Here is a 26,370-nt window from a genome sequence, read left to right on the forward strand (position 1 = left end):
GTCAGCCCGATCGCTCCCCCCACAGCCGGCCCGGCTCGTCGACCTGCTCGATGTCGAAGTCGAGCGACTCGTAGAACGGCCGCACGTCGGCGTCGAAGGTCGCCGTGAGGCGGTCCCGGCGCTCGGCGGCGGCCGCGACCAGCGCCGTCCCGATACCCTGCCCCCGGCGGCGACGCCGGACCGCGACGGCGTCGACGTGGTCGTCGTCCAACACGAGCGCGCCCAGCACGCGTTCGCCGTCCCCGGAGACGGCCACGAGCGTCCCGCCCGCGTCGATGCTCGATCGCACCAGCTCCACGTCCGTCGACAGCGCCGCGCCGTCGAGGACGTTCAGCACGTCCGACAGGTCCGCCACCTCGGCCTCGCGGACCGCCATCGTCACCCCTCGCTTCGAGCCCCGGTGGCGGTCGTCGCTTCGGTGCCACGGGCGGGGGCTTCGGTGTCCCGAGCGACGAGCGCGGGGTCGGCGAGCGCCGACAGCGAGCCCGGGCCGGGACCGGCGTCTGGCAGGGCGAACTCCGCGGCGGGCGTCGACATACGTCTGCGTAGGGACTCGCCGAGCAAAAGCGAGGGGGTCCGGCGTCGGCCGGAGTGCGTCAGCCCCCCTTGATGAGCCGGACCACGCGCACGTGGTCGGCGTCGACGGGCTGGTCCGTCGGCACCGTCCGGTCGTCGACGACCACGGACACCTCGTGGGGCGAGAGGTCCAGTTGCGCCACGAGGTCGGCGTAGGTGGCGTCCCCGCCGACCGTGAGTTCGTGGGTCCCCTCGCCGGCCACCTCGACGGTCACGTCCATACCCGCGTGTACTCGCATCGCGGATTTGAGTGTGACGACCGCTGACCCCGGGGACCGTCGCGGTGAACGGTTCGTTTAAGGAGAGCCCCCGCTTCCCTCCGGTATGAGCGAGGCCGAGTCCGAGTCGCGGGCGGGACGCGAAGAGGTGTGGATCGAGAAGTACCGACCGCAGACCCTGGACGAGGTGATGGGCCACGAGGACATCGTGGGGCGACTGCAGAGCTACGTCGACCGCAACGACCTGAGCCACTTCCTGTTCAGCGGGCCGGCCGGCGTCGGGAAGACGACCTGCGCCTCGGCGATCGCCCGCGAGCTGTACGGCGAGGACTGGCAGGAGCACTTCCTCGAGCTGAACGCCTCCGACGAGCGGGGGATCGACGTGGTCCGGGACCGCATCAAGAACTTCGCCCGGACGAGCTTCGGCGGCCACGAGTACCGCATCATCTTCCTCGACGAGGCCGACGCGCTCACCAGCGACGCCCAGTCTGCGCTGCGCCGGACGATGGAGCAGTTCTCGAACAACGTCCGGTTCATCCTCTCGTGTAACTACTCCAGCCAGATCATCGACCCGATCCAGTCCCGGTGTGCCGTCTTCCGGTTCTCGCCGCTGTCGGACGACGCCGTCGCGGACGAGATCCGCCACATCGCAGCGCAGGAGGGCATCGAGATGACCGACGAGGGGCTGGACGCGCTGGTGTACGCCGCCGACGGCGACATGCGCAAGGCCATCAACGGGCTGCAGGCGGCCTCGGTCAGCGGCGACGTGGTCGACGAACAGGCCGTCTACGCCATCACCTCGACCGCCCGGCCGGAGGAGATCCACGAGATGGTCCAGTCGGCGCTGGACGGTGACTTCACCGCGGCGCGGGCGACGCTGGACCGTCTGCTCACCGAGGAGGGGATCGCCGGCGGCGACGTCATCGACCAGCTCCACCGCTCGGTGTGGGAGTTCGACGTCGACGACGCCGACGCGGTCCGCATCCTCGAACGGGTCGGGGAGACCGACTACCGCATCACCCGCGGGGCCAACGAGCGGGTCCAGCTGGAGGCGATGCTCGCCTCGCTCGCCCAGCCCGAGTGAGCGGCAGCGGCGGGCTCCCGGCCGTTCTCACGGCCGATAACTGGAGACGGAGTTTTATCCCGGTGTAGCGCCGAGGGTATCAGTAACTGAAATGTATCGACGCGAAACCGCGGGCCGGGACGAGCGCGGCCAGGTCGGCATCGGCACGCTGATCGTGTTCATCGCGATGGTGCTGGTCGCGGCCATCGCGGCCGGCGTCCTCATCAACACCTCGGGCTACCTCCAGAGCTCGGCGCTTTCGACCGGCCAGGAGTCCAGCGACTCGACGACCAACCGCGTGCAGGTCGTCAGCGCGACCGGGAGCTCGCTCTCGGACAACGAGGTCGGCGTCGTCGAGCTCGTCGTCAAGAAGAGCCCCGGCGCGGGCAACGTCGACCTCGGGCAGGCGACGATCCAGTGGGTCGGTCCCAGCGGCTCGTACTACCAGCTCGCGGAGAACGGGGCCGACGGCAGCCCCGACGGTCGGTTCGCCGTCTCGGCGGTCCAGGACGACGACAGCTCGGTGCCGGTGCTCGACGACGCCGCCGACCGCTTCACGATCACGCTGGACCTCGGGGACGCGGACACGCTCGACAACGCCGACACCTTCGGCGAGGAACTCGCCGAGGGCGAGACGGCGACGCTCCGCATCACGACCACCTCCGGTGCGGTGACGATCAAGCGGATCGTGGTCCCCGAGACGCTGTCGGGCAGCTCGGCCGTCTCGGTCTGAGGCCCCCGGACCGCCCCTTCGGAAACGTTTTACCCGCCGGTCGGCCAAGGTACCGGCAATGAGCGACCTCTCCGAGGCCTACCAACTCGACTACTTCGACGAGGCGGGGTTCACCCGCCAGGAGTGTGCGGAGTGTGGGGACGTCTTCTGGGCCCGCACGGAGCGTGCGACCTGCGGGGAACCGCCCTGTGCGGCGTACGACTTCATCGACGACCCCGGCTTCGCCGAGGAGTACTCGCTGTCCGAGATGCGCGAGGCGTTCCTCTCGTTCTTCGAGGAGCGTGGCCACACCCGTATCGACCCCTATCCCGTCGCCGCCAACCGCTGGCGCGACGACGTCTTGCTGACCCAGGCGTCGATCTACGACTTCCAGCCCCTGGTCACGTCGGGGACGACGCCCCCGCCCGCGAACCCCCTCTGTATCTCCCAGCCCTGCATCCGGATGCAGGACATCGACAACGTGGGCAAGACCGGCCGACACACGATGGCCTTCGAGATGATGGCCCACCACGCGTTCAACGCGAAGGAGGACGTCGAGGACCCCGAGGAGTACGCCTACGAGGGCGAGGTCTACTGGAAGGAGGAGACCGTCGCGTACTGCGTCGAGCTGTTCGAGGAACTCGGGGCCGACGCCGACGAACTCACGCTCATCGAGGACCCGTGGGTCGGCGGCGGCAACGCCGGGCCGGCCTTCGAGGTGATCTACGAGGGCGCGGAGCTGGCGACGCTGGTCTTCATGTCCTTAGAGCAGGACCCCGACGGCGAGTACGAGATGAAGGACGGCAACCGCTACTCGGAGATGGACACCTACGTCGTCGACACCGGCTACGGGCTGGAGCGGTGGACCTGGGTCTCCCAGGGCACCCCGACCGTCTACGAGGCGGTCTACCCCGACACGATCGACTTCCTCAAGGACAACGCCGGCGTCGAACTCACGGACGAGGAGGAGGCGGTCGTCCACAACGCCGCCAAACTCGCGGGCCGGATGGACATCGACGAGGCCGAGGACATCGAGGCCGAGCGCGACACCATCGCCGCCGAGGTGGGCGTGACCGTCGCGGAGCTGCGCGAGCTGATGGGGCCGCTGGAGGACATCTACGCCATCGCCGACCACTGCCGGACGCTGGCGTACATGCTCGGCGACGGCATCGTCCCCTCGAACGTCGGCACCGGCTACCTCGCGCGGATGGTCCTCCGGCGGACCAAGCGGCTGGTCGACGGCGTCGGCGTCGACGCGCCGCTTGACGAACTGGTCGACATGCAGGCCGAGCGGCTGGGCTACGAGAACCGCGACACCGTCCGGGACATCGTCCGCACGGAGGTCGAGAAGTACCGCGAGACCCTCGATCGGGGCGGCCGGCGCGTGCGCCAGCTGGCCGACGAGTACGCCGACCGGGACGAACCCATCCCGACCGAGGAGCTGGTCGAGCTGTACGACTCCCACGGCATCCAGCCCGACATGGTCGAGGAGATCGCGGCCGAGCGCGGGGCCGGCGTGGACGTGCCCGACGACTTCTACTCCGTGGTCGCCGAGCGCCACGGCGGCGGCGCGGCCGAGGCCGAGAGCGAGGGCGTCCCCTACGCCGACCGGCTGGCCGAGCTGCCCGACACCGACCGGCTCTACTACGAGGACCAGCAGCGGATGGAGTTCGAGGCCGTCGTCCTGGAGGTGTTCGACCGCGACGACGACCGCTACGACGTGGTGCTCGACCAGACGATGTTCTACCCCGAGGGCGGGGGTCAGCCCCCGGACCACGGGACGCTGTCGACCGACGACGTGACCGCCGAGGTGACCGACGTCCAGCGCCACGACGGCGTCATCCTGCACACGACCGACACGGACCCCGGGAAGGGGGAGTTCGTCCGCGGGCAGGTCGACGCCGCCCGCCGGAAGCGGCTGATGCAACACCACACCGCGACCCACATCGTCGTCCACAGCGCCCGGCAGGTGCTGGGCGACCACGTCCGGCAGGCCGGCGCACAGAAGGGCGTCGACTCCTCGCGCATCGACCTGCGCCACTACGAGTCGGTCTCCCGCGAGCAGGTCAAGGAGATCGAGCGGGTCGCCAACGACCTCGTACAGGACAACGTCCCCGTGACCCAGGAGTGGCCCGACCGCAACGAGGCCGAGGCCGAACACGGCTTCGACCTCTACCAGGGCGGCATCCCGGCCGGCGAGCAGATCCGGCTCATCAGGGTCGCCGATGACGTCCAGGCCTGCGGTGGCACCCACGTCGCCCGCACCGGCGACATCGGCGTCGTCAAGCTGCTGGGCACCGAGCGGATCCAGGACGGGGTCATCCGGCTGACGTTCGCGGCCGGCGACGCGGCCGTCGAGGCGACCCAGCGGACCGAGGACGCCCTCTACGAGGCCGCCGAGGTGCTGGACGTGGCCCCCGAGGAGGTGCCCGAGACGGCCGGGCGGTTCTTCGACGAGTGGAAGGCCCGCGGCAAGGAGATCGAGGACCTCAAGGAACAACTGGCCGAGGCCCGCGCCTCGGGCGGGGCCGACACCGAGGAGGTCGACGTGGGCGGCACCACGGCGGTCGTCCAGCGCATCGACGCCGACATGGACGAGCTCCGGGCCCAGGCCAACGCACTGGTCGAGCAGGGCCGGATCGCGGTGCTGGGGTCGGGTGCCGACGGCGCGCAGTTCGTCGTGGCCGTCCCCGACGGCGTCGAGGTCGACGCGGGCGAGGTGGTCGGCGAGCTGGCCGGTCGGGTCGGCGGCGGCGGCGGCGGCCCCGCCGACTTCGCACAGGGCGGTGGCCCCGACGGCGACGCGCTCGAGGACGCCCTCGCCGCCGCGCCCGAGATCCTCCGGTCGGTCGCGAACGTCTGACCCCGGCCGCCCGACGCGGCGGTCGCGGCTCGTCCCCGTCGACGGCGGCGAGACGCCGGTGACCGCGGGCGAGCGACGGCCCGTAACACCTAATTGGCAGAGCCGGCAAGCCGGGGTATGGACAGACAGCAGGTGATGGCCGTCTTTCTCGCCTTCCTGATGGTCGGCTCGGCCGTCGTCTACGGACTGGCCTTCGCGTTCCTCTAGTCCCACACGTCCGAGAGCGGGTGGCTGCCGCCCGAGCGCGACCCCGACCGCTCCCGGCGGCGGCGCGAGCTCTCGGAGACGCCCGCGACGGCCCGGTCCGGGGCGAACTCGGGCAGATCCGGCGTCGTCATCCGGGCGACCTGCTCGGCGAACCAGTCGGGGGTGTCGTGGCTCGCGCGCTCGAAGAGGTCCAGCAGCGAGGCGTCCGCGAGGTAGGTCGCGCCGTGGTCGTCGGGCGCGCGGACGACCCGCCCGCAGGCCTGGATGACCGTCCGCAGCGCCGTCCGGTAGTACCAGCCCCACTGGCCGTCCTCCAGTCGCCGGGCGACCCGGGAGTCGTTGGTGTTGGGGTAGGGGGCCTTGCAGACGACCTGCCAGCGGCAGAGATCGCCCTCCAGGTCCAGCGCCTCCTCCATCTTCACCGAGAGGAACACGTCCGGGTCGGAACTGCGCTTCCAGGCCGCCAGCGCGGCGTCGCGGCCCTCCCTGTCGTGGTCGCGCACCCTGGTTCCGACGCCCAGCTCGTCGAGCAGGTCCCGCAGTTGCTCCTGGATGGCGTAGGAGTGGCAGTGGACCAGCCCCTTCTCGTCGGGGTGGCGGGCCATCACCCGGACGAGCGTGCGGGCGATGGCCGGCAGGGTCTCCTCGCGGTGCTCGTAGGTCATCTTCCCCCGGGTCACGTCGTACAGCGGGCGGTGCTCGACGGGGAACGTGTGGGGGACCTCCACCAGGGCCACGTCGTCGGGGTCGAGGCCGACGTTGGCACAGAAGGCGTCCTTGCTCAGGATGGTCGCCGACAGCAGCGCGAACCTGTTGCCCCGCTCCCAGACGGTGTGTGAGAGGTACCGCTCGGGGTTCATCGGCTTGATCGTGACCGGACCGTCCTCGCTCTGGTCGACGACCCAGGTCGTGGCGCTGTCGGGGTCGCGGTAGTCCTCCTGGAACCACTGGAGGTCGCCCCGGAGCGTGTTCAGGGAGTCCCGCTCGGCGACCTCCTCCGGGGCCAGCTCCGCCTGTTGCCGCAGTTCCGTCAGCCGGCGCTCGGCGACGCCCTCGACGCGCTCGGCGAAGTCGACGGCGTCGTCGAGGCCGTCGAGGTCGGGCACGTCCAGCTCTCCCCACAGCGGGATGGTCTCCGGCGAGAGGTCGATGGTCGCGTACATCTCGGCCCACTCGCCCAGGCCGTGGGCCTCGTCGATCACGACCACGTCACGCTTGCCGAAGACATCGCTGCCGGCGGTCTGCATGAAGTACGCCAGCGTCATCGCGGCGATCCGGCGGTTCGAGGCGATGGCGCGGTCCGAGAAGTACGGGCACCGGTGTTTCACCTGACAGTCGAACTCCCGCTCGCGGACGCAGGGAGCCTGATTGACCGGGGTGTCGGTCTCGCCCGGGAGGATGCAGTCGTAGTTGTTCTTCCCGCGGATGACCGAGAGGTCCGAGAGCAGGTCGTCCTCGGCGACGTCGTCCAGCTGGGAGACCTGCGGCGTCGTGTAGTAGGCGTCGAAGACCTGTTCGGCGGCGGCCTCGCCGGCGGTCCGGGCACAGCCGGCGATGGCCCGCGCCAGCAGGGACTTGCCGCTGCCGGTCGGCGCGCGCACGAGGACGACGTCGTTGCCGGCCTCGAAGGCCTCGCGGACGTCCGAGAGGGCCTGCCGCTGGTTCCCGCGGTACTCGGGGGCCGGGAACTCGTCGTGGATCCGCGCCGGGTACACACCAGACGGCAACGGGTCGGCCCCTCTAAACCTTTCCAGTCGGTCGGCCGACCGTGTGCCGTGGTCACGTACACGCGGTCGTGCCAACACGACCCTCAGAACCCTTATCCCTCCACCACGTGTACGGTTGATTGCAATGGCAAACGGTAAGGTTGACTTCTTCAACGACACTGGCGGCTACGGTTTCATCTCGACTGAGGACGCGGACGAGGACGTGTTCTTCCACATGGAAGACGTCGGCGGTCCGGACCTCGAAGAGGGACAGGAAGTGGAGTTCGACATCGAACAGGCCGACAAGGGCCCCCGCGCGACGAACCTCGTCCGCAACTAACCGCCGATTTCGGGTCGCCAGTGTGCGACTCTGTCTGACGCGTTTTTCGTGCACTCGTCGGCGAGCGACGGTACCGTCCGACGCGATCGGCCGGACCGACGCTCGTCACACATAAATCCCCGTGCTGGACTGCAGGCACGGCGACGCTCGTCGACGGTTTATCGGGGTCGGGGCCGGAGTACGACGTGCCGGGGTCCCCGCCCGGCCCTCCGCGCTCTTCCCGGTCGCGCCCCCGCCCGAGGGCGCGGCACCCACCCCTCTTTCGCTCGGACACCGTCCCCGGTCGTCCTCAGGCGTGTTCGTCCGCCAGCGCCGCGACGTCCGCCGCCGTCACCTCGTCGTCGGGCAGGCGGTCGATGCAGTCGTAACAGAGGAAGTGCTCGGTACCGTCGGCGAGCTCCAGCACGATGCCTTCGGTGGGCCGGCTCTCCTGTGTCCAGATGTTGGCGATGCCGCCGGCGATGGACACCTCCGCGCCACAGCCGTCGCAGGTCCGGGAGGCCATACGACCGGTAGGGGAGCGGCCCGGTAAGGCCTTTCTTTTTGTTCCTCGGTGACATATGCCGCGGTATGGAGGTCGACTGCGAGGGGTGTGCGGGCTGCTGTGTCGACTGGCGACCGCTGAGCGACGCACCGATCGACCACGAGCGCCGCGGTCCCTTCGAGCCGCTCGACGACGCGTCCAACCTCGTCCCGCTCCGGCGCGGAGAGGTGCGGGCGTTCGTCGACGCCGGCTACGGCGACGCGCTCCGCCCCCGCCTGTGGACGACCGCGGACGACGACCGCAGCGTCACCGTCGGCGGCGTGGACCTGGCGGCCGTCGACGGCCGTCCCGTCTTCTTCGTCGGCCTGCGCAAGCCGCCGAAACCGGTCGCACCCTTCGACGCCGACCCGTCGTGGCTGCGGACCTGCGTCTTCCTCGACCCGACGACGCTCCAGTGTCGGATCCACGACGACGACCTGTACCCCGACGCCTGTTCGACCTACCCCGGCGAGAACCTCGTGCTGGACGTGGAGACGGAGTGCGAGCGGGTCGAGCGGGTCCACGGCGGGGAGCGCCTGCTGGACGACGAACCGCCGGACGTGACGCCGCTGTTCGGGCCGGCGGCGCTGGGCGAGCGGCTGTTCGCCCACCCCGAGCCGGAGCGGATCGCCGACGCCGTCGCCCGCTTTCGCGACCGGACGACGACGCGGGCGGACCGCGCGGAGTTCGTCGCCGTCGCCGCCGCGTCCAGTCCGGGGACGCTCGCGGTCGAGGACCGCCGGTACGAGCGGACCCGGGAAGCGGTGATTGATGCCGACTCCTGGGCCGGCGGAGCCATCGACGAGTGGCGTGCTCGTGCGGCCGGGCTCGGGGAGCCAGCCCCCGAACCGGACGCGGCCGAGACTGTCGAGGACGGTCGGGGTGTGCCCCCGACGCCCGGCTGGTGACGGGTCGGCGTCACCGGCCACTGCGACACTTGCTCGTATGAGTGTGCTTTAACCTCCTCCCGACCCGTGAGTGGACCATGCACGTGCTGGTGACCGGCGCGACCGGGTTCGTGGGGGGCCACCTCGTCCCCGAGCTCCTGGCGGCCGGCCACGACGTCCGCGCCCTCGTCCGGGACCCCGCGGCCTACGACGCCCCGCCCGGCGTCGAGGTGGTGACCGGGGACCTGCTGGACCCGGCGAGCCTCGCCGGCGCGTTCGACGGCGTCGACGCCGCGTTCTACCTCGTCCACTCGATGTGCGGGGGAGACGGGTACGCCGAGCGCGACCGCCGCGCCGCGCGGAACTTCCGAACGGCCGCCGACGGGGCCGGCGTCGACAGGGTGGTCTACCTCGGCGGTCTCGGCGACGACGACGACCTCCGCTCGAAACACCTCAAGTCCCGCCGGGAGGTCGAACACGTCCTGGACGAGGGCGACTACGACCTGACGACCCTGCGGGCCGCCATCGTCATCGGTACGGGGAGCGCGAGCTTCCGGCTCGTCCGCGAGCTGACCGAGCGCCTCCCGGTGATGTTCACGCCCCGCTGGGTCCGGACGGAGTGCCAGCCCATCGCCATCGACGACGTGCTGACCTACCTGCTGGGCGTCGTCGAGACCCCCGAGACGGCGGGCGAGACCTACGAGATCGGCGGCCCGGAGGTGCTGACCTACGCCGAGATCCTCCGCCGGACCGGCCGCGTGATGCACGGCCGGGAGCCGCGCATCGTCCCCATCCCGATCATCAGCCCGCGGCTCTCGGCGCTGGCAATCGCGGCGACCACGGACGTCCCCTCGACGGTCGCGCGGGCGCTCATCCACGGGCTGAAGACGCCGGTGGTCGTCCGCGACGACCGCATCGACGACGTCGTCCCGGTGTCGCCGACCCCCTTCGAGACGGCCGTCGAGCGCGCGCTCGACGGGACGCGGCCGGACGGCGGCGTTCGCGAACGGGCCGACGAGCTCGTCGCCGACGGGGGCCGGCGATGAGCGGCGAGAGCCCCCACCCCGACTACGGCGAGACCTGGGTGTACGAGAGCATCGTCGGGGCGCTGCCGGGGATCAATCTGCCGACGTGGGCGGCACTGGCGATCCAGCTCGTCGTCTTCGAGACGGCCGTGATCGCGATGGCGTGGTACTACGACGTCTGGAACGCCGCCATCGCGGCGACGGCCGTGATCTTCGTCGCCACCGTCGGCAGCGTGGAGATGCTGCGCATCAGCACGCTCATCCGCCGGATCGACGTCCCGCCGACCTACCGGGCGCTGCTGTTCTCCTCGAACATGGAGGTCGTGCTGTCCGTGCTGGCCTACATCGCGATGCTGACCCACCTGTTCGTCTTCGACCCGAAGGTCGCCGACACGCCGCTGGTGCAGACGCTGTTCGGGCCGGACCCGCCCGTGCTCGTGGTGTATCTCACCCTGCTCATCCTCTGGGACGTCTGTTACCGCATCGGCACCGGCTGGTGGGCCAGCGTCACCGGGCTCTGGCGGTCGCTGCGCTTCCAGTTCGACCCACAGACCGCGCGGGTGTTCGTCCGGGCGGACCTGGAGACGTGGGGCTTCGGCGTCCTGCAGCTCGTGTTGGTCCCGTTCGTGCTGGACCAGCGGGTGCTGCTGGCGGCGCTTTTGGCCCACGTCGCAGCCGTCACGGTGGTGACGGGGCTCTCCGTGGCGCTGCTACACGTCCGGTCGAGAACTCCCGACGCTACTCGGAGTTGATCTGTTTGAACTGGTCGAGTAGCTCGTCGGTCGACTCGCCACCGTCGTAAGAGACGTCGCCTTCGTAGGTCGTTCGGTCGTCGTCCTCCGACAGGTCGACCTCGGCGTTCTTGCGCTCACGCCGCTCGTGTTCGTCGTCGTCGTACGCTCCCATCGACATAGGTTACCACACCTCAACTAGCGTGGTAGTACGTATCAATGTAACGGTGGCGGCCACCCGGGCCGCTCGGCCCCGCTCCGTGCCCGCTGCCGGCGTTCCGGCCGGGTCGGCGGCAGGCGGAACGCCCAAGCACCGTGGCCGCCTACACGCACTCGTGGCTGGCCCGCTTCGATTCAGATACTCGACCGAGCGCTGGAGCGAGGACCGCGTCCGGCGCGACCTCCTCTCGCCGCTGGACGACGCTTTCGGTGCCGAACTCACCGGCCCCTGGTACGCCCCGCCCGACGGCTGGGCGGCCCGGCGGCTGGAGATGGACAACGGCGACCTCGCGCTGTTCTGCTGGAACGGCCAGGCCGCCTACTGGCTGGGCAACACCGAGACGCCCGAGCCGCTGTGGCGGACGAACAAACGGACCTTCGACGAGGCCCCCGACGACATCGCCGAGTGGGGCCAGCGCGAACTGCGCGGCCAGCTCGCCGTCGAGGCCCCCTGGCTCACCGAGTACGAGGCACTCGCGGACTTCTTCCTCCCGGTGCTGCTCTCGAAGGACGGCCGCGAGTCCACCCGGAAGTTCTTCCGGGACCACGCCGCGGGCTTCCCGGACGCCGACCGCGACGCCAGCCTCTCGTTCTACGACGACTTCCTTTCGACGGGCGTGCTGGACGACCACCGCTACACGATGGCGAGCAAACTGGGGACCAGCCAGGGGTTCGACCTCACCCGGATGCGGGCGACGATGGGGGAGTTCAACGCCGCGAAGCTGCTGGTCGACGCCGGCAACGACATCGTCCCCGAGGTGGAGCTGGACTCGGGCCACTCCGTCGACTTCCGGGTCGACGACACCCTCGTCGAGGTGACCCGGCCCCGGCCGCCGACCCGGCGACAGGCCAACACCGCCGTCGGCGCGCTCAAGGCGTCGGGCGACGCCAAGACCCGCGACCAGCTGGCGGCCCACCCCGGCGCGGTGCTGGCCGTCGACTGCACCTCCTTCCGGGACGACGAGTGGCGGCGCGTGCTCGGCGAGCAGCCCAGCGTCGGCTACGAGCCGCTCGTCGTCTTCCGGTACCGCCCCGACGGGACCGTCGACGGGTACTCCCGCGGGTCGGTCCCGTTCGCACTGCCGTTCTAGAACCGAGGGGCGCGGGTCCTGCCGCGCCGGTCGTCCGCACCGCCGGGAGTGGAAATCCACCTCTGGCGAAACGCTCAGTAGTTGACAGGGGCGGCGTGACCGATACAGAGAGTTGGTTCAGCACGACGGACAGGTTCTATTCATAGACGACAATCTGAATCCGGTGTGCAGTCGGTGTGCGTATCTATCGGTTTGCAGTATATTATTTACAGCCGAAATTATCCCCACCGCGTATTACTGATCACACTTATGATAACGCTTGCAGTCGTTTTCGTGTTGACCAGTAGTAGCCACCCAGATAGACGACATTCCCCACAATCAGTAGTACTGGGTCAAATGCACTGATACTGATCTCAATATCCCCTGTCACGATAACCTGCTGAAAGAGTTCAAAATTGTAGAGCTGTGCACCGGCAACAGCGAGAACTACTCCAATAACCATCGGAACGAACATCGGCGTGGTTTCATACGCACGGGAGTCAATAGACGCAAACTTGAACCCGAGACCAAGTATTGATAGTATACCAACAGAAAGTGTCCAGACCAGCGTAAGGTCGTACGTGCGTGAGACGAAGACTGGACCGAGAACAACTACCCAGATAGCTCCCCATCCCGCGATAAGCAAGACCGCAAAAACGATCGTAGCTCGACGGAGTCGGCGTTTGATTGTACTCGCGAGACTAGTGGACCCGGTGCTAGTCACGAACCGAACGATTTTCGACAGGAATCGGGTAGCAGCGACTCCCTCAAGCCATCGACCTGCGAGCAGCAGCCCGGCCGCAGCGATATATGTGTATTCGAAGTATAGCGGAACCAGGAGCAACCCGATTCCAAGCGTGATAAAGGCAACCAGGAGTCCACTAAGCGAGATCGATGCTGAATCACTCCCACGAATGATCGACCACGCCATCGAGAGGAACATAAACAGAAGGCCAACAGCAAGTAGTGCAGGCCCCAACCACGCTGGAACGTAATCGACGATCCACGCGAGTTGGAGCGGCAAGGCGATCCCAGTAGTCATCGTACCACCAAGAGGCGACTAGCGAAATACACTGGCGCGACGATGCCGAGAACATAAAAGATCCAGCCGCCAAGCCCGAGGATATACGAGAGATTCAGTAGTAAATCGGGTGCAAGGAGTCCGAGAATAATCACCAGAGCTGGGATACTTCCGATCGAAATCAGGGCGACCGCTGGATCGTCCATTTCTTGACTCATCTCGATCCCTGCTAGTATCATTCCGGACATAATGAACGCCACACCGGCCCAACGGAGCAGTTCAAATGAGAGGAGCACTATCAGATGCGTACTTATGTAGTATTAAAATACTATTGGTGGCTTTTGATGAAGGTATATTTGAGGATTGTTCTTTGCGAAACAGTCCACCACATTAAGGTGGTTTTTACCATCTGAATTTGTCCGAAACAGACGCTCAGTAGGTGTGCGAACTGACCAATCCGGTCTGCCGAGGACTGATAGGTATCAGGTCGTGGCTTTCTTATCAAGAGGCTTCCCGGGATATTGTATGGTCGGGACAGGGACGCTTATTATTGGACTTACAGTCGTTGTTGCAATGACGCTGACTCTCGGCTTGCTCATTTGCTTGTTGAGAGGTGCCGATGGCCTTTGAGCCGTCGGTTTGTTGTATCTACCACTTCGGACGATCGATACCGCGGAAACTTCTCGTAGCCGGTTCGCGCTGTGGATCCATCACGTCGGGGAAGACCGGCCAGTGGCCGGACACGGTTCCGCTTCCCGTTCTTTCTCAGACGTTCCGGTCGACTCACCCACAGAACGCGTCGAAATCGTTCGCTCCGGCGCTGTCGGCGATGTCCCGGAGCGTCCCGGTCCGGAGTTCGTCGTGCAGCGGGAGTTCACCTGTCGGCGGTCGTTTCGGTTCGTCGGGTGTTCGTAGTACAGTTGTGCGTGGTCTCCGGTCGTTCGTCGCCACCCGAACCCACTATGTTCACGGTACCGTCAGGACCTCTATCCCGGAGAACGTGCGCCAGCCCATCGATCAGTCGAGGACATCCGGCGGGTCGCGTTCGCTCGTGGTGTCGTCGGCAGGCTCGATTCCTGCCGCTCGGAGTTCCTCGTCGGTCGGCGGTCGGCGACGCTCACCGTCGTGCAAGGCCCCGGGTCGTCGGGTATCTCCGGCGTGGCCGTTCTGGACTCGCCCTGCGTCGTGACTCCAGTGTCGACGTCCCTTGCGATCCACCAGCCGTCCCTCTGCCAGAGACGAATCTCACCGTCGTGATCGTCGCTATCTCTGGTCGAACTGGTCGTCGTAGACGGTGTTGGCCGAGTTGTCGTAAAATGGTTCGGCGCTACCGCGCGAACTAAGAGCGGGGCCGTCCAAGCCCGCGCCATGACAGACCTCCTCGTCGCCGGCGGGCGGGTCCTCCGGCCGGACCTGACCGTCGAGCGGGCGGACGTACTCGTGGACCAGGACGACGGTACCATCGTCGCGGTTGACGAGCCGGGCGAACTGGGCGGCGACGACGAACTCGACGCCAGCGGCGGGCTGGTGATGCCCGGCCTCGTCAACGCCCACACCCACGTCGCGATGACGCTGCTGCGGGGGTACGCCGACGACAAGCCCCTGGACCGGTGGCTGCAGGAGGACATCTGGCCGGTCGAGGCCGAGCTGACCGCCGAGGACGTCCGGGCCGGCGCGGAACTGGGCCTCGTCGAGATGGTGAAGTCGGGGACGACGGCGCTGTCGGACATGTACTTCCACGTCGACGAGATCGCCGGTGCGGTCGAGCAGGCCGGCGTCCGGGCGGTGCTTGGCCACACGGCCGTCACCGTCGGCAAGGACGACGAGGGTGCCCGCGAGGACGTCCGCGAGAGCCTCGCCGTCGCCCGCGACCTCGACGGCGCGGCCGACGGGCGCGTCAGGACGACGTTCCAGCCCCACTCGCTGACCACCGTCGGCGAGGAGTACCTCCGGGAGTTCGTGCCGGAGGCCGACGCCGCCGACCTGCCCGTCCACTGTCACGCCAACGAGACGACCGACGAGGTCGATCCCATCCTCGACGAGCACGGCGTGCGCCCGCTCGAATACGCCGACGACGTGGGTCTGCTCGGCGCGGACACCTGGCTCGCGCACTGCGTCCACGTCGACGGGGCCGAGATCGACCTGCTGGCGGAGACCGGCACCGGCGTCGCCCACTGCCCGGCCTCGAACATGAAGCTCGCCAGCGGGATGGCACCGGTCCAGGCCCTGCTCGACGCCGGCGTCACCGTCGGCATCGGCACCGACGGCGCGGCCTCGAACAACGACCTCGACATGTTCGACGAGATGCGCGACGCCGCGATGGTCGGCAAGCTGGCGGCCGACGACGCCGCGGCCGTCGACGCCGGCACCGTCGTCGAGATGGCGACCGCGAACGGGGCCGAGCTACTGGGGTTCGACAGCGGCCGCGTCGAGCCGGGCGCGAACGCCGACCTCGCGGTGCTGGACCTCGACGCCGCTCACCTCACCCCCGCCCACGACCTCGTCTCGCACCTGACCTACGCCGCCCGCGGCAGCGACGTCTGCCACACCGTCTGTGACGGCGAGGTGCTGATGCGCGACCGCGAGGTCGAGGTGTTCGACGAGGCGGCGGTCCGCGACCGCGCGGCCGAGCACGCCGACTCACTCGTCGGCCGGGCTGGAGAGAGTTAAACGCTCGGAGAAGTTTTTGAACGTTATAAGACGTTTTGAGCGTATACCGCAAGGCCCGCGGGATCGGGCTGAACGGTGTGAACGGGAGGGGGGTTTAGAGAGGGATCCGGTATGCAACTGAGGTGTGATGCGCAACAAAGCTATAGCCCTCCTCACGGTCGTCGCACTGGTCGGCGCTGCGGTCGCGCCGGCGGCCGCCGACACGACTGCCGACGAATCGCTCGCCGTGGACGTCACACAGGACGAGTCCGTCACCGTCGAGGTGACCCGCAACGGCTCCGCCGTCGAGAACGCCTCGGTGACCGTCGCCGCGGTCGACGACAGCTACGACGGCTCGGGGACCTACGAGACCGGCGAGAACGGCACTGTCGACCTGCCCACGCCGGACGAGCGGGTCAACGTCTCCGTCACCGCGAGCGACGAGAACGGGACGGCCGCGACCACCGCCGAGCTCGACCCCAGCTTCGAACTGACGGTCGAACAGAGCCGTGACGTGGTCGTGACGGTCACGCGCGACGACAACGCCGTCGAGAACGTGACGGTGAACGTGACCAGCCGTGAGGTCAACAGCGACTACGACGGCACCGGCAGCTACGAGACGGACGCGAACGGCACCGTCGTCCTCCCGACGCCCGACGACGACGAGCAGGTGGCCGTGACCGTCACGGACGGTGTGACCGTCGAGCGGAACCTCACGCTGGTCGACGGCATCGACGTCACGGCCGAGCAGAACGACGACGGCACGGTCGCCGTCGACGTGACCCGCAACGGGACGGCCATCGAGGACGCCAACGTCTCCGTCTCGACCGACGGAAACGCGTCCTACGAGGACACCGGCGAGTTCCGGACCGACGCCGACGGCGAACTGTCGCTGGCCGCACCCGCGGAGAACGTCACCATCACGGTGAACGCGAGCGCCGACAGCGCGTCGGCCTCGACCACCCTCGACCTCGAGTACGTCAACGAGACCGCCGAGGAGGAGGCGTTCGGGGGCGTCTCGGACTTCGTCCACTACCTCCTGCAGAACGGTACCACCGGCATCGGGCCGCAGGTCGCCGACTTCGTGACCGAGAACAACCCCGGGAACGCGCCGGACCACGCCGGCCCGCCCGCGGACGCCGGCCCCCAGGGTGACGACGACGAGACCGAGCGCGGCCCGCCCGAAGACGCCGGCCCGCCCGAGGACCGCGGGCCCGACGGTGAGCGCGGTCCGCCCGAAGACGCCGGCCCGGACGGCGATGACGACGACGAGGCCGAAGAAGAAGACGAGAGCGACGAGGAAGAGGAGACCGAAACGGAAGACGACGCGGAGAGCGACGACGAGGACGAGGAAACGGACAGCGACGACGATGACGACGATGACGACGATGACGACGATGACGACGGCGGCGGTCCGCCCGAGGACCGCGGCAACGGTAACGGTCGATAGGCGGCCTTCGGTAGGGTTTTTTGCGCGCTGTCCCTCCGTTCGGGTATGACATCCCCGATCTCGGAGCGACTCGACGACGTCGAGGCGGCCCGCGAGTCCGGCCGCCGGAAGATGGACTGGGCGGCCCAGCACATGCCCATCTGTGACGCCCTGCGCGAGGAGTTCGAGGCCGACCAGCCCTTCGCCGGCGAGCGGATCGGGATGGCGATGCACGTCGAGGCCAAGACGGCCGTGCTCGCGGAGCTGCTCGCGGCCGGCGGCGCGGAGGTCGCCATCACCGGCTGCAACCCGCTCTCGACCCACGACGACGTCTCGGCGGCGCTGGACGCCGTCGAGGGCGTCACCTCCTACGCCGAGCGCGGCGTCGACGACGAGGCGTACTACGCCGCCATCGAGGCGGTCATCGACCACGAACCGACGATCACGGTCGACGACGGGATGGACCTCGTGGCGGCGGTCCACGAGGACTACCCCGAGCTCGTCGACACCATCGTCGGCGGGGCCGAGGAGACCACCACCGGGGTCCACCGCCTGCGAGCGATGGACGAGGACGGCGAGCTCGACTACCCCGTGTTCGCGGTCAACGACACGCCGATGAAGCGGCTGTTCGACAACGTCCACGGCACCGGCGAGTCCGCACTCGCGAGCATCGCGATGACGACGAACCTCTCGTGGGCCGGCAAGACGGTCGTCGTCGCCGGCTACGGCCACTGCGGCAAGGGCGTCGCGAAGAAGGCCAGCGGCCAGAACGCCGACGTGGTCGTCACGGAGGTCGAGCCCCGCCGCGCGCTGGAGGCCCACATGGAAGGCTACGACGTGAAGCCGATGGCCGAGGCCGCCGAAGAGGGCGACGTGTTCGTCACGACGACGGGCAACCGTGACGTCATCGTCGAGGAGCACTTCGAGCGGATGGCCGACGGCGTCCTGCTGGCCAACGCCGGCCACTTCGACGTCGAGATCGACCTCGACGCGCTCTCGGACCTCGCGGTCGACACCTACGAGGCCCGCGACGGCGTGCGGGCCTACGAGCTGGCCGACGGCCGCCGGCTGAACGTCCTGGCCGAGGGGCGGCTCGTCAACCTCGCGACCCCGGTGGCGCTGGGCCACCCCGTCGAGGTGATGGACCAGAGCTTCGGCATCCAGGCGGTCTGCGTGCGCGAACTGGTCGAGCACGGCGACGACTACGACGCCGGCGTCCACGACGTCCCCGACCGGCTGGACGAGGAGGTCGCGGAGATCAAGCTGGCCGCCGAGGGCGTCGAGTTCGACTCGCTGACGGACGAACAGGCCGAGTACATGGACTCCTGGCAGCACGGGACGTAGGGCGGTTCTGAGCGGAGCGAAGAACCGCCATCCGGAACGGCGAGCGTAGCGAGCCGTGGAGGACGTAGGGTTCTCGCGCACCGCGCGAGAACCGGATAGCCGAACGGCGAGCGACCCGATCAGACCCCGACCGCGTCCTCGTCGGTGGGTGACTCCTCGGCCGCGGCGGCACTCTCGCCGTCCTCGGTCACCACGTCCTCCAGCCACCGGCCCCGGAGGAAGAACACCGCCGCGGCGACGGTGGCGACCACGTTGGAGGCGGCGATGCCGTACCACGCGCCGAGCGCGCCCATGTCGAGGCCGACGACGAGGACGGCGGCGGCGACGGCCCGGAACCCCCACATCGCCAGGAGGCCGAGCGCCATCGAGAGACGCGTCGAGCCCGCGCCGTGGAACGCACCGTTCATCATGTGGAAGCCGGCCATCACGGCCCACGTCGGCGCGACGATGCGCAGGAAGTCGGTGCCGTAGCCGACGACGGCGGCGGCTCCCTCGCCGGTGACGAACACGCCGACGATGGCCGGCGCGAACGCGACCGTCAGCGCCGCGGCGGCGAGGAAGGCGGCGACGAGGATGGCACTGGCCAGCAGGACGGTCCGGCGGGCTCGGCCCCGCTTGCCGGCACCGAGGTTCTGGCCCACGACGGTCTCGACGGCCATCCCCATCCCGACCATCGGGAGCCAGACCAGCGAGGTGAAGCGGCTGCCGACCCCGTAGGCGGCGACGGCGTCCGAACCGACCAGCGCGACCAGTGCGGTCATCACCGCCACGGACAGCGCCTGCGTGCTCTGCTCGACGCTGAGGGGCGCGCCCACGTCGACGATACGGCGGACGGTGGCCAGCTCCGGCCGGAGGTCGGCGGCCGAGAGTTCGATACCGACCCGACCGGAGAACAGCAGCCACAGACCGACGGCGGCCGCCAGCCCTCGCGAGCCGACCGTCGCGATGGCCGCCCCCTCGACGCCGAGGCCGGTGAAACCCGTCGCCGCCAGCGCGTCGGCGGCCAGCCACTCCAGGCCGAGCCACGCGAACAGTGGGTTGTCCGCGAACCCGAGGATGGCGACCGGGTCGACGACGACGTTGAGCGCGACGGAGCCGACCATCAGGTACATCGGCGTCTTGGTGTCGCCCCAGCCCCGCAGCAGCGCCTGGAAGACGAAGAACCCGAGCATAAACCACAGCCCGAGGAAGACGTACCGGGTGTAGGTCACCGCCATCTCGTGGATGGCCGTGCCGGGCGTCGTCCCGACGAGGGCCAGCAGCGACGGGGCCACGAGGTAGCCGACGACGGAGATGGCGACCGAGAGTCCGGTGACGAACACGAGCGTCTGGCCGGCGACGTGGCTCACCCGGCCGTCCTTCTCCGCGCCGGTGTTCTGGGAGACGAGGATGGTCCCGGCGGCGGTCATCCCCCCGCCGACGCTGACCAGCAGGAAGACGATGGGCCAGGAGAACGACAGGGCGCTGACGGCGTCGCTGCCGAGCCGACCGACCCAGAAGGTGTCGGCGACGTTGTACAGCGTCTGCAGGAGCTGGGTGGCGACCAGCGGCGCGGCCAGGGTCAGCAGCGGCCACAGGAGGCCGCCCTCGGTGAACCGCTCGGCCTGCTCGCTCGTCGCCGTCATCGTCGACACTCCCGGGGGAGGGCGGGGACCGACATACCACCGAGTCCGCGGCGTCGGAGTAAATCCTTTCCGTGGGTGTGTGACGCTACCGCAGGCGGGGACGTCAGCCCGCCGTCGCGGCCGCCTCGCCGTCCTCGGCCGCCTCCTCGACGACGGCCTCGTCCCAGTCCCCGACCACGAACCAGGCGGCGACCAGCGCCGCGGCGGCGACGTGCGAGACGGCGATCCCCCACCAGACGCCCGCAGCGCCCATCCCGGCGACGGTGATCAGCGCCAGCGTCGGCGGGATGCGGAACAGCCACTGGGAGGCGATCGAGAAGGCGAGCGCGGTCCGGGTGCTGCCGGCCCCGCGGAACGCGGCGTTGAGCAGGTGGAACAGCCCCATAAACACGTAGGTCGGCCCGATGACCCGGAAGTAGTCCGCGCCGAGCCGGAGGATCTCGGGGGCGGTCTCGCTCGCGTCGAAGAAGGCGGCGACGATGGCGGCGGCGAAGGCGTAGGCCCCGGCGCTGGCCGCGAGGAAGGCCGCTCCGCCCAGCGCACACGCCAGCAGGACCGCGCGGCGGGCGCGGCCGCGCTCGTCCGCGCCGAGGTTCTGCCCGACCGCGGTCTCGACGCCCTGTGCCAGCCCGACCGCGGGGAGGTAGACCAGCGTGTTGATTCGGTTGCCGACGCCGTAGGCGGCGACGGCCTCGGTGCCGACCATCGCGACGAGGACGGTCATCCCCGTGTAGGCCAGCGAGCCGGCCGTCCGCTCCAGTCCGGCGGGGCCGCCCACGTCCAGGATCTTCCGGACCGTCGCCCCGTCGGGCCGGAGGTGCGACAGGGAGAGGTCGATGCCGAGCCGCCCCGAGAACAGCAGCCAGAAGCCGGCGAGGGCCGCACCGCCCCGGGAGATGACCGTCGCGACGGCCGCCCCCTCGACGCCCATCCCGGCGAAGCCGGTCAGCGCGTACAGCGAGCCCATCAGTCCCTCCAGACCCAGCGCCGAGAAGACGACGTTCCGGTCGAACCCCAGCACGAAGAAGGGGTCGAGGGCGGCGTTGGCGGCGACGCTGCCGAGCATCAGGTACATCGGCGTCCGGGTGTCCCCCCACCCGCGGAGGATGGCCTGGAAGGCGAACGCGCCGAAGGTGAAGGCCGTCCCGGCGAAGACGATGCGGGTGTACTCGACGGCCATCCGGTGGATGGCGGTCCCGGCCGTCGTCCCGACGTAGGGCAACAGGACCGGGGCCAGCAGGTAGCCGACGACCGACAGGAGCCCCGAGACGACGGCGGTGACGGCGATGGTCTGGCCGGCCACCGCGCGGACCCGCGCCTCGTTGTCGGCCCCGCGGTGCTGGGAGACGAGGACGGTGCCGGCGACGGTGAGCCCGCTGCCCAGCGAGATGGTCAGGAAGATGAACGGCAGCGAGTAGGTCAGCGCCGCGACCGCGTCCCCGCCGAGGCGGCCGACGACGAACGTGTCGACGAGGTTGTACGCGACCTGCAACAGCTGGGTCCCCACCAGCGGCAGGGAGAGCTTCAACAGCGGGCCCAGCAGTGGCCCCTCGGTCAGGTCCACCGATCGGTCGGTCGTACTCACGTGCCCCCGTCTTGAAACTTCGATGTGATAACTCATCTGGATTTGTGCGAGCGGCGGCGCGAGGCGGGGACGGTGATTTTATTCGGCCACACGCGCAACGCCACGCTATGCAACCGCTCCACGCCCGGTACCCGTTCCTCGGTGCCGCCCGGGAGGCCGTCGAGGCCGCCGCCGTCGACCTCGGCGAGGTGGTCGCGACCGAGGAGGCCGTCACCCAGCGGGCGCTGGAGCGGGTCGAGCACGCCATCACCGACGGGAGCGTCGGCCAGCCACACCGCCGGACCCGCGTCGAACTGCTGTCCTATCCGGTCGCGCGGGTGCTGGTCTCGCTGGTCGACGAGCACGTCTGTACCCGCAAGTACGCACAGGCGGAGGCAGAGACGGCCCGCGAGCGGTTCACCGAGGAGTTCGCGGCGACGACGGAGTTCAAGTCCACCTCGACCGAGCGGGTCGAGCTGCGGGACCTGCTGTCGGAGTTCGACCTCGCGTCTGCGGTCCGGGAGGCCGAGGACGGCTACTGGGTCGCCGTCGGGGTCTACCTCGACCTGGCCGCCGACCAGCGGGGCGACCGGTGGCGGCTCGTCAACCGCCCGCTTGCCGACGGGGAGGTCCGGGTCGCCCCCGACGACCTCCACGTCCTGTTGAAACAGGCCGTCCGCCACCGGGTCGCCGACGGCCTCCCCTTCGACGTGCCCGACGCCATCGGCGACGAGCTGACCGAGGAGGTCGAACACCTCCGGGAGGTGCTTGCCGACCTCGACCTCACGCGGGACATCGACACCGTCGTCCCAGAGCTGTTCCCGCCGTGTATGCAGGCGTTACTGGACCAGGTCCAGAAGGGCGAACACCTCGAACACCACTCCCGCTTCGCCATCGCCGCGTTCCTCACCAGCATCGGGCTGTCGACCGACGAGATCGTGGACCTGTTCCAGGTGAACCCGGGGTTCGGCGAGGAGGCGACCCGCTACCAGGTCGACCACATCCGCGGGGACACCGGGCCGACGGACTACTCGACGCCCTCGTGTGCGACGATGCAGTCCTACGGCGACTGCGTGAACATGGACGATCTCTGCCAGCGGATCTCGCACCCGATGGCCTACTACGAGAAGAAGCTCGACGACGCCGACGAGGACGAACTGACGGACTGGCGCGAGGGCGACGAGGAGAGCGAGGCCGACGCCTAGAACTCCTGGCGCTCCAGCCAGATCCCGGCGGCCAGCATCAGGACGACGAACAGGCCGATCGTCCCGACGATGGCGATCCCGCCGGTCTCGGTGAGCCCGCCGTTCGAGGAGAAGTTGGTCGAGACGAAGACGGCGGCGACGACGAAAGTCACCAGCGCGACCGCCGAGATGGCGATCTGCAACACTGCCTCCCGGTCCAGTTCCATACGCCGCGATATCGCCGGCCCGGGCAAAAGGCTATCGAAGCGCGCGAGCGGCCCGAGCGGGGGCGGGCGGCCGAGAGACTTACCCCGCTCCAGCACCTACGTTTCGACTGGACACACCGAGAAAACCAGCCGTGTCCGACCGCTATGACGCTCCTTCAGCCAACCGCCGACAGCAGGCGGACCGCACTCGCACCGGACCCGACGACGCTGGACCCGCGCTCGCTTCGCGCGTGGACCGAACGGATGGCCGTCACGCCGCTGGGCGACGGCGGCTACGAGGTCACCACCGAGACCGACCACACCTACCGCGTGGACCTCCCCGCCCGGAGCTGTAGCTGTCCCGACCACCGCTTGCGGGGCGAGCGGTGCAAACACCTCCGGCGAGTCGCCATCGAGATCACCGCCCGGCGGGTCGCGCCGCCGGGCCACGAGCGGGCCAGGTGCGACGTCTGCGGGGCCGTCACCTTCGTCCGCGAGGCCGCCGACCCGCCCCACCTCTGTGCGGACTGCCGGGTCACGCCGGGGGACATCGCCGTCGACCGCGAGACCGGCGACAGCCTCGTGGTCGCACGCGTGGTCGGCGAGCGCGCCGACGAGTACGTCATCGAGGCCACCGGCCGGACCGTCGCCGAACACGACACCAACGGGGGGTACCCCGACGACGACCTGGTGGTCGAGGTGACCTACCTCGGGGACGCGACGCGTCGCGAGGACCCCCGCATCTACGCCTTCCCGTACTCGCGGCTCCGGCGGACGGACGCCGAGTTGGTCGACTAGGGCGACGCCGAGACGCGAACGAGAGCGGGGCTCCGAACAGCGTGGGGAGCCCCGGAGGAGGGGACGACCCTCGCTAACTCAGCATCTCCGCGGCCTCCTCCTTCGAGAGGTCGCCGCGCTCGAACGCCGAGAGGACGTCGAGCGTGGCGGCGTCGGGGCCGTCGTCGGCGACCGCGTCGAGGGTGACCTTCTCGGAGTGGCCGACGAACTCCTCGAAGTCGGTGCCGTCCGAGAGCGCCGTCTCCTTCTTGACGCGGTAGTTCCCGCCGTCGGTGGTGTGGAGGTCGCCCGGGTGGAAGAAGTACCAGTCCTCGCGGTCGAAGCGGACGCCGATGCGTGGTTTCGCGCCGAAGTTCCGCGCGAAAAAGAGGAGGGCCTCGACCTCCTCGCCGTCGAGGTAGATGGGGTCGCCGGCGCTGGACTTGGCCTCGATGGCGTAGAAAGTGTCGCCGTCGCCGGTCAGCACGTCCGGGAGCTCGCGCTCGGTGGCGCTGCCGCTGGCCGGTGCGCGCATCACCGCGAAGCCGGCGTCGTCCAAGGCGTTGACGAGTTCCCGCTCGCGGCGGTCCCCCTTCGCGTTCGAGTTTGCCATCACCCGACTGTCGTCCCCCAGCGACAAAAACCGTTCACGTCGAGCGTTCATTCCGTTCACGGCGGCCCGAGCCGGGAAACGATCGTCGGGGTATACGGGCCGGCGGGCCCGCGACCGGGTATGGATCGACGGAGGTTCCTCGGAACGGCGACGGCGCTCGGGACGACAGTACTGGCCGGCTGCGGCGGGTCGACGGACGGCGGCTCCGGCGACGGTGGCGGTGGCGGTGGGACCGGCGGTGACGGCGGAGGTGGTGGCGGAAGCGACGGCGACGCGACCGGCACGTTCCGCCTGCTGGTCAGCGACCGGCCGGCCGACATCGGCGACTTCGACTCGCTGGGCGTGACTTTCGACGAGGCGCGAGTGTTCGAGGCGGCGGCGACCGGCACCGAGACCGCGGCGACCGACACGGCGACGAACACCACCACGGCGTCGGAGACGGACGAGACAGAGACTGACGACGACGGAGAGACCGAGGAAGACGAGCGCGACGACGAGGGCGGCTTCACCGTCTTCGAACTCGACGATCCGACGGTAGACCTGACCGAGGTGGTCGGCGAGCGGGCCATCGGCGTCCTCGACGGGAAGCTGGAGCCGGGCCGCTACGCCAAGATCGAACTCTCGGTCAGCGACGTCGCGGGCGTAGTCGACGGTGACGACGTCGAGGTGAAGGTCCCAAGCGAGAAACTCCAGCTCGTCAAGCCCTTCGAGGTGACCGCCGGCGAGACGACCTCGTTCGTCTTCGACATCAACGTCGTCAAGAAGGGCAAGAACGGCTACAACCTCCTGCCGGTCATCAGCGAGAGCGGGGTCGCCGGCGAGGACGTCGACGTCGAGGAGGTCGGCGACGAGACGGGGACCGCAGAGACGGAGGCCGGCGCGGACAACGCGAGCGCGAACCAGTCGCAGGCCTGACTGGACGGGCGGCTACCCGCGCCCGTCGACGGCGGCCTCGCCGCGAGGGTGGGCGTCAGGCTTGAGGACAGCCCGCCGTCCGTCGACGCGGACCGCGTGGACGCGGTAGGGTGGGACTGCGTGGAGTTCGTCGACGACGCTGTACGTGTCGGTCGCGTGGCGTGCGAGGATGTCGTCTATCGCTCGTGTCATCGGTATCGCCGGAGTTGCGCCGCTCCGGTGTGGGCGTGTCCCGGGACGGGTCCGATCAGTCCTCGCGGCTCTCGCGGGCTCTGGACTCCAGTTCGCGGATCACCTGTTCGGTCTCGCCGCCGTCGCTGCGGATGGCCCGCGCGTACCGGCGGTACTCCTCGGGCGAGACCTCGACGGTCCGGGACTCGCCCTGCTGGGTGAGTTCCAGTCGGACCGTCCCCTGGGGGTTGTTGCGGGCGCGGAACCGCGCCATCGTCGAGAAGACGAACAGGAAGGCGAGCCCGACGCCGAGGAAGTACGCCATCGACGTCTCGAAGGCCAGCGTCGCCTGGCCGGTGGTCCAGCGGTGGGGGTACGCCGTCTGGAACAGCGCGATGCCGACCAGCGACGCGGCCGACCCGACGACGACGCCGGCCTGCTGGCGGCGACTCGACGGGAGGACGGCGACGACGCCCAGGAACATCGCGGGGATGCCCAGCCCGCCCAGCGTCCCCGCGAGCTTCTCGGCGGCCCGGAGGTCGGTGGCTCCGATCCAGTCCGACAGCGGCGTCGTCACCAGCAACACGCCGACGACGACCGCCAGGGCACCGACGGCACCCAGCACGGCCCCGGCGTAGACGCGCCGCGGGTCGCGGCTCGTCCACTGGCTGCCACCGTACGCGTCGCCGAGCCGTTCCATAGGGCAGCGTTGTCGCTCGCCCCACAAAACGC

At 69.3% G+C, this 26,370-nt stretch carries 28 protein-coding genes and 2 pseudogenes; 14 read left to right on the forward strand and 16 right to left on the reverse strand.

The window, feature by feature from the left end; translation table 11 throughout:
• Position 1 precedes the first annotated feature (1 nt).
• From P0592_RS05630 to samp2, 3 genes are read right to left on the reverse strand one after another with little or no spacing between them, the layout of a single operon-like run.
• Positions 2 to 376: a GNAT family N-acetyltransferase gene (locus tag P0592_RS05630; RefSeq protein WP_276273298.1), complete on the reverse strand. Its 375-nt coding sequence runs from the start codon at positions 374 to 376 to the stop codon at positions 2 to 4.
• 2 nt (positions 377 to 378) lie between these two features.
• Positions 379 to 537, reverse strand: coding sequence for a hypothetical protein (locus P0592_RS05635; RefSeq protein WP_276273299.1), 159 nt, complete (start codon positions 535 to 537; stop codon positions 379 to 381).
• Between the two features lie 59 nt (positions 538 to 596).
• Positions 597 to 797 carry a ubiquitin-like small modifier protein SAMP2 gene (gene samp2, locus P0592_RS05640; protein ID WP_276273300.1) on the reverse strand — a complete coding sequence of 67 codons (201 nt, stop codon included), beginning with the start codon at positions 795 to 797 and terminating at the stop codon, positions 597 to 599.
• A gap of 103 nt (positions 798 to 900) precedes the next feature.
• On the opposite strand from samp2, the gene P0592_RS05645 reads away from it, so the two are divergent.
• The 3 genes from P0592_RS05645 (at position 901) to alaS (ending at position 5,432) form a co-directional block, all read left to right on the forward strand.
• Positions 901 to 1,878: a replication factor C small subunit gene (locus P0592_RS05645; RefSeq protein WP_276273301.1), complete on the forward strand. Its 978-nt coding sequence runs from the start codon at positions 901 to 903 to the stop codon at positions 1,876 to 1,878.
• Positions 1,879 to 1,969: 91 nt separating this feature from the next.
• A complete protein-coding gene (locus P0592_RS05650) occupies positions 1,970 to 2,590 on the forward strand; it encodes an archaellin/type IV pilin N-terminal domain-containing protein (protein WP_276273302.1) in 621 nt (206 codons plus the stop codon).
• A 58-nt stretch (positions 2,591 to 2,648) separates the two neighbouring features.
• The gene (gene alaS, locus P0592_RS05655) at positions 2,649 to 5,432 is read left to right on the forward strand and encodes an alanine--tRNA ligase (RefSeq protein ID WP_276273303.1); all 2,784 of its coding nucleotides are present in this window, start codon (positions 2,649 to 2,651) and stop codon (positions 5,430 to 5,432) included.
• Positions 5,433 to 5,635: 203 nt separating this feature from the next.
• Here alaS and P0592_RS05660 read toward each other — a convergent pair whose 3' ends face one another.
• Positions 5,636 to 7,354 carry a helicase C-terminal domain-containing protein gene (locus P0592_RS05660; RefSeq protein ID WP_276273304.1) on the reverse strand — a complete coding sequence of 573 codons (1,719 nt, stop codon included), beginning with the start codon at positions 7,352 to 7,354 and terminating at the stop codon, positions 5,636 to 5,638.
• Between the two features lie 136 nt (positions 7,355 to 7,490).
• Here P0592_RS05660 and P0592_RS05665 point away from each other — a divergent pair, with 136 nt between their 5' ends.
• A complete protein-coding gene (locus tag P0592_RS05665; RefSeq protein ID WP_276273305.1) occupies positions 7,491 to 7,685 on the forward strand; it encodes a cold-shock protein in 195 nt (64 codons plus the stop codon).
• Positions 7,686 to 7,974: 289 nt separating this feature from the next.
• On the opposite strand, the gene P0592_RS05670 is transcribed toward P0592_RS05665, so the two are convergent.
• Entirely contained in the window at positions 7,975 to 8,190 is a 216-nt protein-coding gene (locus P0592_RS05670; protein WP_276273306.1) for a DUF7561 family protein, read from the reverse strand.
• 65 nt (positions 8,191 to 8,255) lie between these two features.
• Here P0592_RS05670 and P0592_RS05675 point away from each other — a divergent pair, with 65 nt between their 5' ends.
• From P0592_RS05675 to P0592_RS05685, 3 genes are all read left to right on the forward strand, one after another.
• Positions 8,256 to 9,116 (forward strand): YkgJ family cysteine cluster protein, encoded by an 861-nt coding sequence (locus P0592_RS05675; RefSeq protein WP_276273307.1) that lies wholly within the window; start codon positions 8,256 to 8,258, stop codon positions 9,114 to 9,116.
• 77 nt (positions 9,117 to 9,193) lie between these two features.
• Positions 9,194 to 10,141 carry an NAD(P)H-binding protein gene (locus P0592_RS05680; RefSeq protein WP_276273308.1) on the forward strand — a complete coding sequence of 316 codons (948 nt, stop codon included), beginning with the start codon at positions 9,194 to 9,196 and terminating at the stop codon, positions 10,139 to 10,141.
• Positions 10,138 to 10,872, forward strand: coding sequence for a DUF7530 family protein (locus P0592_RS05685; RefSeq protein WP_276273309.1), 735 nt, complete (start codon positions 10,138 to 10,140; stop codon positions 10,870 to 10,872). The genes P0592_RS05680 and P0592_RS05685 overlap by 4 nt, the downstream gene beginning before the upstream one ends.
• Here P0592_RS05685 and P0592_RS05690 read toward each other — a convergent pair.
• Complete coding sequence (locus tag P0592_RS05690; protein ID WP_276273310.1) at positions 10,859 to 11,032, reverse strand: DUF5786 family protein; 174 nt, start codon at positions 11,030 to 11,032, stop codon at positions 10,859 to 10,861. The genes P0592_RS05685 and P0592_RS05690 overlap by 14 nt on opposite strands.
• Before the next feature lie 154 nt (positions 11,033 to 11,186).
• Here P0592_RS05690 and P0592_RS05695 point away from each other — a divergent pair, with 154 nt between their 5' ends.
• Positions 11,187 to 12,161, forward strand: a complete 975-nt coding sequence (locus P0592_RS05695) for a DUF5784 family protein (protein ID WP_276273311.1) — start codon at positions 11,187 to 11,189, stop codon at positions 12,159 to 12,161.
• Between the two features lie 247 nt (positions 12,162 to 12,408).
• On the opposite strand, the gene P0592_RS05700 is transcribed toward P0592_RS05695, so the two are convergent.
• The 4 genes and pseudogenes from P0592_RS05700 to P0592_RS20220 form a co-directional block, all read right to left on the reverse strand.
• On the reverse strand, positions 12,409 to 13,182 hold the full coding sequence (locus P0592_RS05700; RefSeq protein ID WP_276273312.1) for a hypothetical protein: 774 nt from the start codon (positions 13,180 to 13,182) through the stop codon (positions 12,409 to 12,411).
• Positions 13,179 to 13,457: a hypothetical protein gene (locus P0592_RS05705; RefSeq protein WP_276273313.1), complete on the reverse strand. Its 279-nt coding sequence runs from the start codon at positions 13,455 to 13,457 to the stop codon at positions 13,179 to 13,181. The genes P0592_RS05700 and P0592_RS05705 overlap by 4 nt, the downstream gene beginning before the upstream one ends.
• Before the next feature lie 487 nt (positions 13,458 to 13,944).
• Positions 13,945 to 14,175 (reverse strand): annotated as a pseudogene (locus P0592_RS20215) (type II toxin-antitoxin system HicA family toxin).
• Positions 14,176 to 14,378: 203 nt separating this feature from the next.
• Positions 14,379 to 14,624 (reverse strand): annotated as a pseudogene (locus tag P0592_RS20220) (hypothetical protein); the annotation flags it as partial.
• On the opposite strand from P0592_RS20220, the gene P0592_RS05710 reads away from it, so the two are divergent.
• The 3 genes from P0592_RS05710 (at position 14,530) to P0592_RS05720 (ending at position 18,583) form a co-directional block, all read left to right on the forward strand.
• Positions 14,530 to 15,831, forward strand: coding sequence for an amidohydrolase (locus tag P0592_RS05710; RefSeq protein WP_276273314.1), 1,302 nt, complete (start codon positions 14,530 to 14,532; stop codon positions 15,829 to 15,831). The pseudogene P0592_RS20220 and the gene P0592_RS05710 overlap by 95 nt on opposite strands.
• A 127-nt stretch (positions 15,832 to 15,958) precedes the next feature.
• Positions 15,959 to 17,260 (forward strand): collagen-like triple helix repeat-containing protein, encoded by a 1,302-nt coding sequence (locus tag P0592_RS05715; RefSeq protein WP_276273315.1) that lies wholly within the window; start codon positions 15,959 to 15,961, stop codon positions 17,258 to 17,260.
• 45 nt (positions 17,261 to 17,305) lie between these two features.
• Positions 17,306 to 18,583, forward strand: coding sequence for an adenosylhomocysteinase (locus P0592_RS05720; protein ID WP_276273316.1), 1,278 nt, complete (start codon positions 17,306 to 17,308; stop codon positions 18,581 to 18,583).
• Between the two features lie 119 nt (positions 18,584 to 18,702).
• Here the strand turns inward: P0592_RS05720 and P0592_RS05725 are convergent, their stop codons facing one another.
• On the reverse strand, positions 18,703 to 20,208 hold the full coding sequence (locus tag P0592_RS05725) for an MATE family efflux transporter (RefSeq protein WP_276273317.1): 1,506 nt from the start codon (positions 20,206 to 20,208) through the stop codon (positions 18,703 to 18,705).
• 103 nt (positions 20,209 to 20,311) lie between these two features.
• The gene (locus P0592_RS05730) at positions 20,312 to 21,793 is read right to left on the reverse strand and encodes an MATE family efflux transporter (RefSeq protein WP_276273318.1); all 1,482 of its coding nucleotides are present in this window, start codon (positions 21,791 to 21,793) and stop codon (positions 20,312 to 20,314) included.
• Between the two features lie 107 nt (positions 21,794 to 21,900).
• On the opposite strand from P0592_RS05730, the gene priL reads away from it, so the two are divergent.
• Complete coding sequence (gene priL, locus P0592_RS05735) at positions 21,901 to 22,977, forward strand: DNA primase regulatory subunit PriL (protein WP_276273319.1); 1,077 nt, start codon at positions 21,901 to 21,903, stop codon at positions 22,975 to 22,977.
• Here the strand turns inward: priL and P0592_RS05740 are convergent.
• Positions 22,974 to 23,183, reverse strand: coding sequence for a DUF7472 family protein (locus tag P0592_RS05740; RefSeq protein WP_276273320.1), 210 nt, complete (start codon positions 23,181 to 23,183; stop codon positions 22,974 to 22,976). The two genes, priL and P0592_RS05740, sit on opposite strands and share 4 nt — an antisense overlap.
• Positions 23,184 to 23,327: 144 nt before the next feature.
• Between P0592_RS05740 and P0592_RS05745 the strand changes: the two genes are divergently transcribed.
• Positions 23,328 to 23,960, forward strand: coding sequence for an SWIM zinc finger family protein (locus P0592_RS05745; RefSeq protein WP_276273321.1), 633 nt, complete (start codon positions 23,328 to 23,330; stop codon positions 23,958 to 23,960).
• A gap of 73 nt (positions 23,961 to 24,033) precedes the next feature.
• Here the strand turns inward: P0592_RS05745 and hjc are convergent, their stop codons facing one another.
• Entirely contained in the window at positions 24,034 to 24,552 is a 519-nt protein-coding gene (gene hjc / locus P0592_RS05750; RefSeq protein ID WP_276273322.1) for a Holliday junction resolvase Hjc, read from the reverse strand.
• Positions 24,553 to 24,672: 120 nt separating this feature from the next.
• On the opposite strand from hjc, the gene P0592_RS05755 reads away from it, so the two are divergent.
• Positions 24,673 to 25,467, forward strand: a complete 795-nt coding sequence (locus tag P0592_RS05755; RefSeq protein WP_276273323.1) for a DUF4382 domain-containing protein — start codon at positions 24,673 to 24,675, stop codon at positions 25,465 to 25,467.
• 12 nt (positions 25,468 to 25,479) lie between these two features.
• Here P0592_RS05755 and P0592_RS05760 read toward each other — a convergent pair whose 3' ends face one another.
• Together P0592_RS05760 and P0592_RS05765 are read right to left on the reverse strand one after the other, a co-directional pair.
• On the reverse strand, positions 25,480 to 25,659 hold the full coding sequence (locus tag P0592_RS05760; protein WP_276273324.1) for a hypothetical protein: 180 nt from the start codon (positions 25,657 to 25,659) through the stop codon (positions 25,480 to 25,482).
• Between the two features lie 55 nt (positions 25,660 to 25,714).
• On the reverse strand, positions 25,715 to 26,338 hold the full coding sequence (locus P0592_RS05765) for a cell division protein CdpA domain-containing protein (protein ID WP_276273325.1): 624 nt from the start codon (positions 26,336 to 26,338) through the stop codon (positions 25,715 to 25,717).
• Between the last annotated feature and the right edge of the window lie 32 nt (positions 26,339 to 26,370).

Origin of the sequence: Haloarcula litorea (assembly GCF_029338195.1) — an archaeon.
GTDB classification, from domain to species: Archaea; Halobacteriota; Halobacteria; order Halobacteriales; family Haloarculaceae; genus Haloarcula; species Haloarcula litorea.

Coding starts and splice junctions, on each gene's coding strand:
- P0592_RS05630 (WP_276273298.1), bottom strand. CDS start 376: ATGGCGGTCCGCGAGGCCGAGGTGGCGGACCTGTCGGACGTGCTGAAC.
- P0592_RS05635 (WP_276273299.1), bottom strand. CDS start 537: ATGTCGACGCCCGCCGCGGAGTTCGCCCTGCCAGACGCCGGTCCCGGC.
- samp2 (WP_276273300.1), bottom strand. CDS start 797: ATGGACGTGACCGTCGAGGTGGCCGGCGAGGGGACCCACGAACTCACG.
- P0592_RS05645 (WP_276273301.1), top strand. CDS start 901: ATGAGCGAGGCCGAGTCCGAGTCGCGGGCGGGACGCGAAGAGGTGTGG.
- P0592_RS05650 (WP_276273302.1), top strand. CDS start 1,970: ATGTATCGACGCGAAACCGCGGGCCGGGACGAGCGCGGCCAGGTCGGC.
- alaS (WP_276273303.1), top strand. CDS start 2,649: ATGAGCGACCTCTCCGAGGCCTACCAACTCGACTACTTCGACGAGGCG.
- P0592_RS05665 (WP_276273305.1), top strand. CDS start 7,491: ATGGCAAACGGTAAGGTTGACTTCTTCAACGACACTGGCGGCTACGGT.
- P0592_RS05670 (WP_276273306.1), bottom strand. CDS start 8,190: ATGGCCTCCCGGACCTGCGACGGCTGTGGCGCGGAGGTGTCCATCGCC.
- P0592_RS05675 (WP_276273307.1), top strand. CDS start 8,256: ATGGAGGTCGACTGCGAGGGGTGTGCGGGCTGCTGTGTCGACTGGCGA.
- P0592_RS05680 (WP_276273308.1), top strand. CDS start 9,194: ATGCACGTGCTGGTGACCGGCGCGACCGGGTTCGTGGGGGGCCACCTC.
- P0592_RS05685 (WP_276273309.1), top strand. CDS start 10,138: ATGAGCGGCGAGAGCCCCCACCCCGACTACGGCGAGACCTGGGTGTAC.
- P0592_RS05690 (WP_276273310.1), bottom strand. CDS start 11,032: ATGTCGATGGGAGCGTACGACGACGACGAACACGAGCGGCGTGAGCGC.
- P0592_RS05700 (WP_276273312.1), bottom strand. CDS start 13,182: ATGACTACTGGGATCGCCTTGCCGCTCCAACTCGCGTGGATCGTCGAT.
- P0592_RS05710 (WP_276273314.1), top strand. CDS start 14,530: ATGACAGACCTCCTCGTCGCCGGCGGGCGGGTCCTCCGGCCGGACCTG.
- P0592_RS05715 (WP_276273315.1), top strand. CDS start 15,959: ATGCGCAACAAAGCTATAGCCCTCCTCACGGTCGTCGCACTGGTCGGC.
- P0592_RS05720 (WP_276273316.1), top strand. CDS start 17,306: ATGACATCCCCGATCTCGGAGCGACTCGACGACGTCGAGGCGGCCCGC.
- P0592_RS05725 (WP_276273317.1), bottom strand. CDS start 20,208: ATGACGGCGACGAGCGAGCAGGCCGAGCGGTTCACCGAGGGCGGCCTC.
- priL (WP_276273319.1), top strand. CDS start 21,901: ATGCAACCGCTCCACGCCCGGTACCCGTTCCTCGGTGCCGCCCGGGAG.
- P0592_RS05740 (WP_276273320.1), bottom strand. CDS start 23,183: ATGGAACTGGACCGGGAGGCAGTGTTGCAGATCGCCATCTCGGCGGTC.
- P0592_RS05745 (WP_276273321.1), top strand. CDS start 23,328: ATGACGCTCCTTCAGCCAACCGCCGACAGCAGGCGGACCGCACTCGCA.
- hjc (WP_276273322.1), bottom strand. CDS start 24,552: ATGGCAAACTCGAACGCGAAGGGGGACCGCCGCGAGCGGGAACTCGTC.
- P0592_RS05755 (WP_276273323.1), top strand. CDS start 24,673: ATGGATCGACGGAGGTTCCTCGGAACGGCGACGGCGCTCGGGACGACA.
- P0592_RS05760 (WP_276273324.1), bottom strand. CDS start 25,659: ATGACACGAGCGATAGACGACATCCTCGCACGCCACGCGACCGACACG.
- P0592_RS05765 (WP_276273325.1), bottom strand. CDS start 26,338: ATGGAACGGCTCGGCGACGCGTACGGTGGCAGCCAGTGGACGAGCCGC.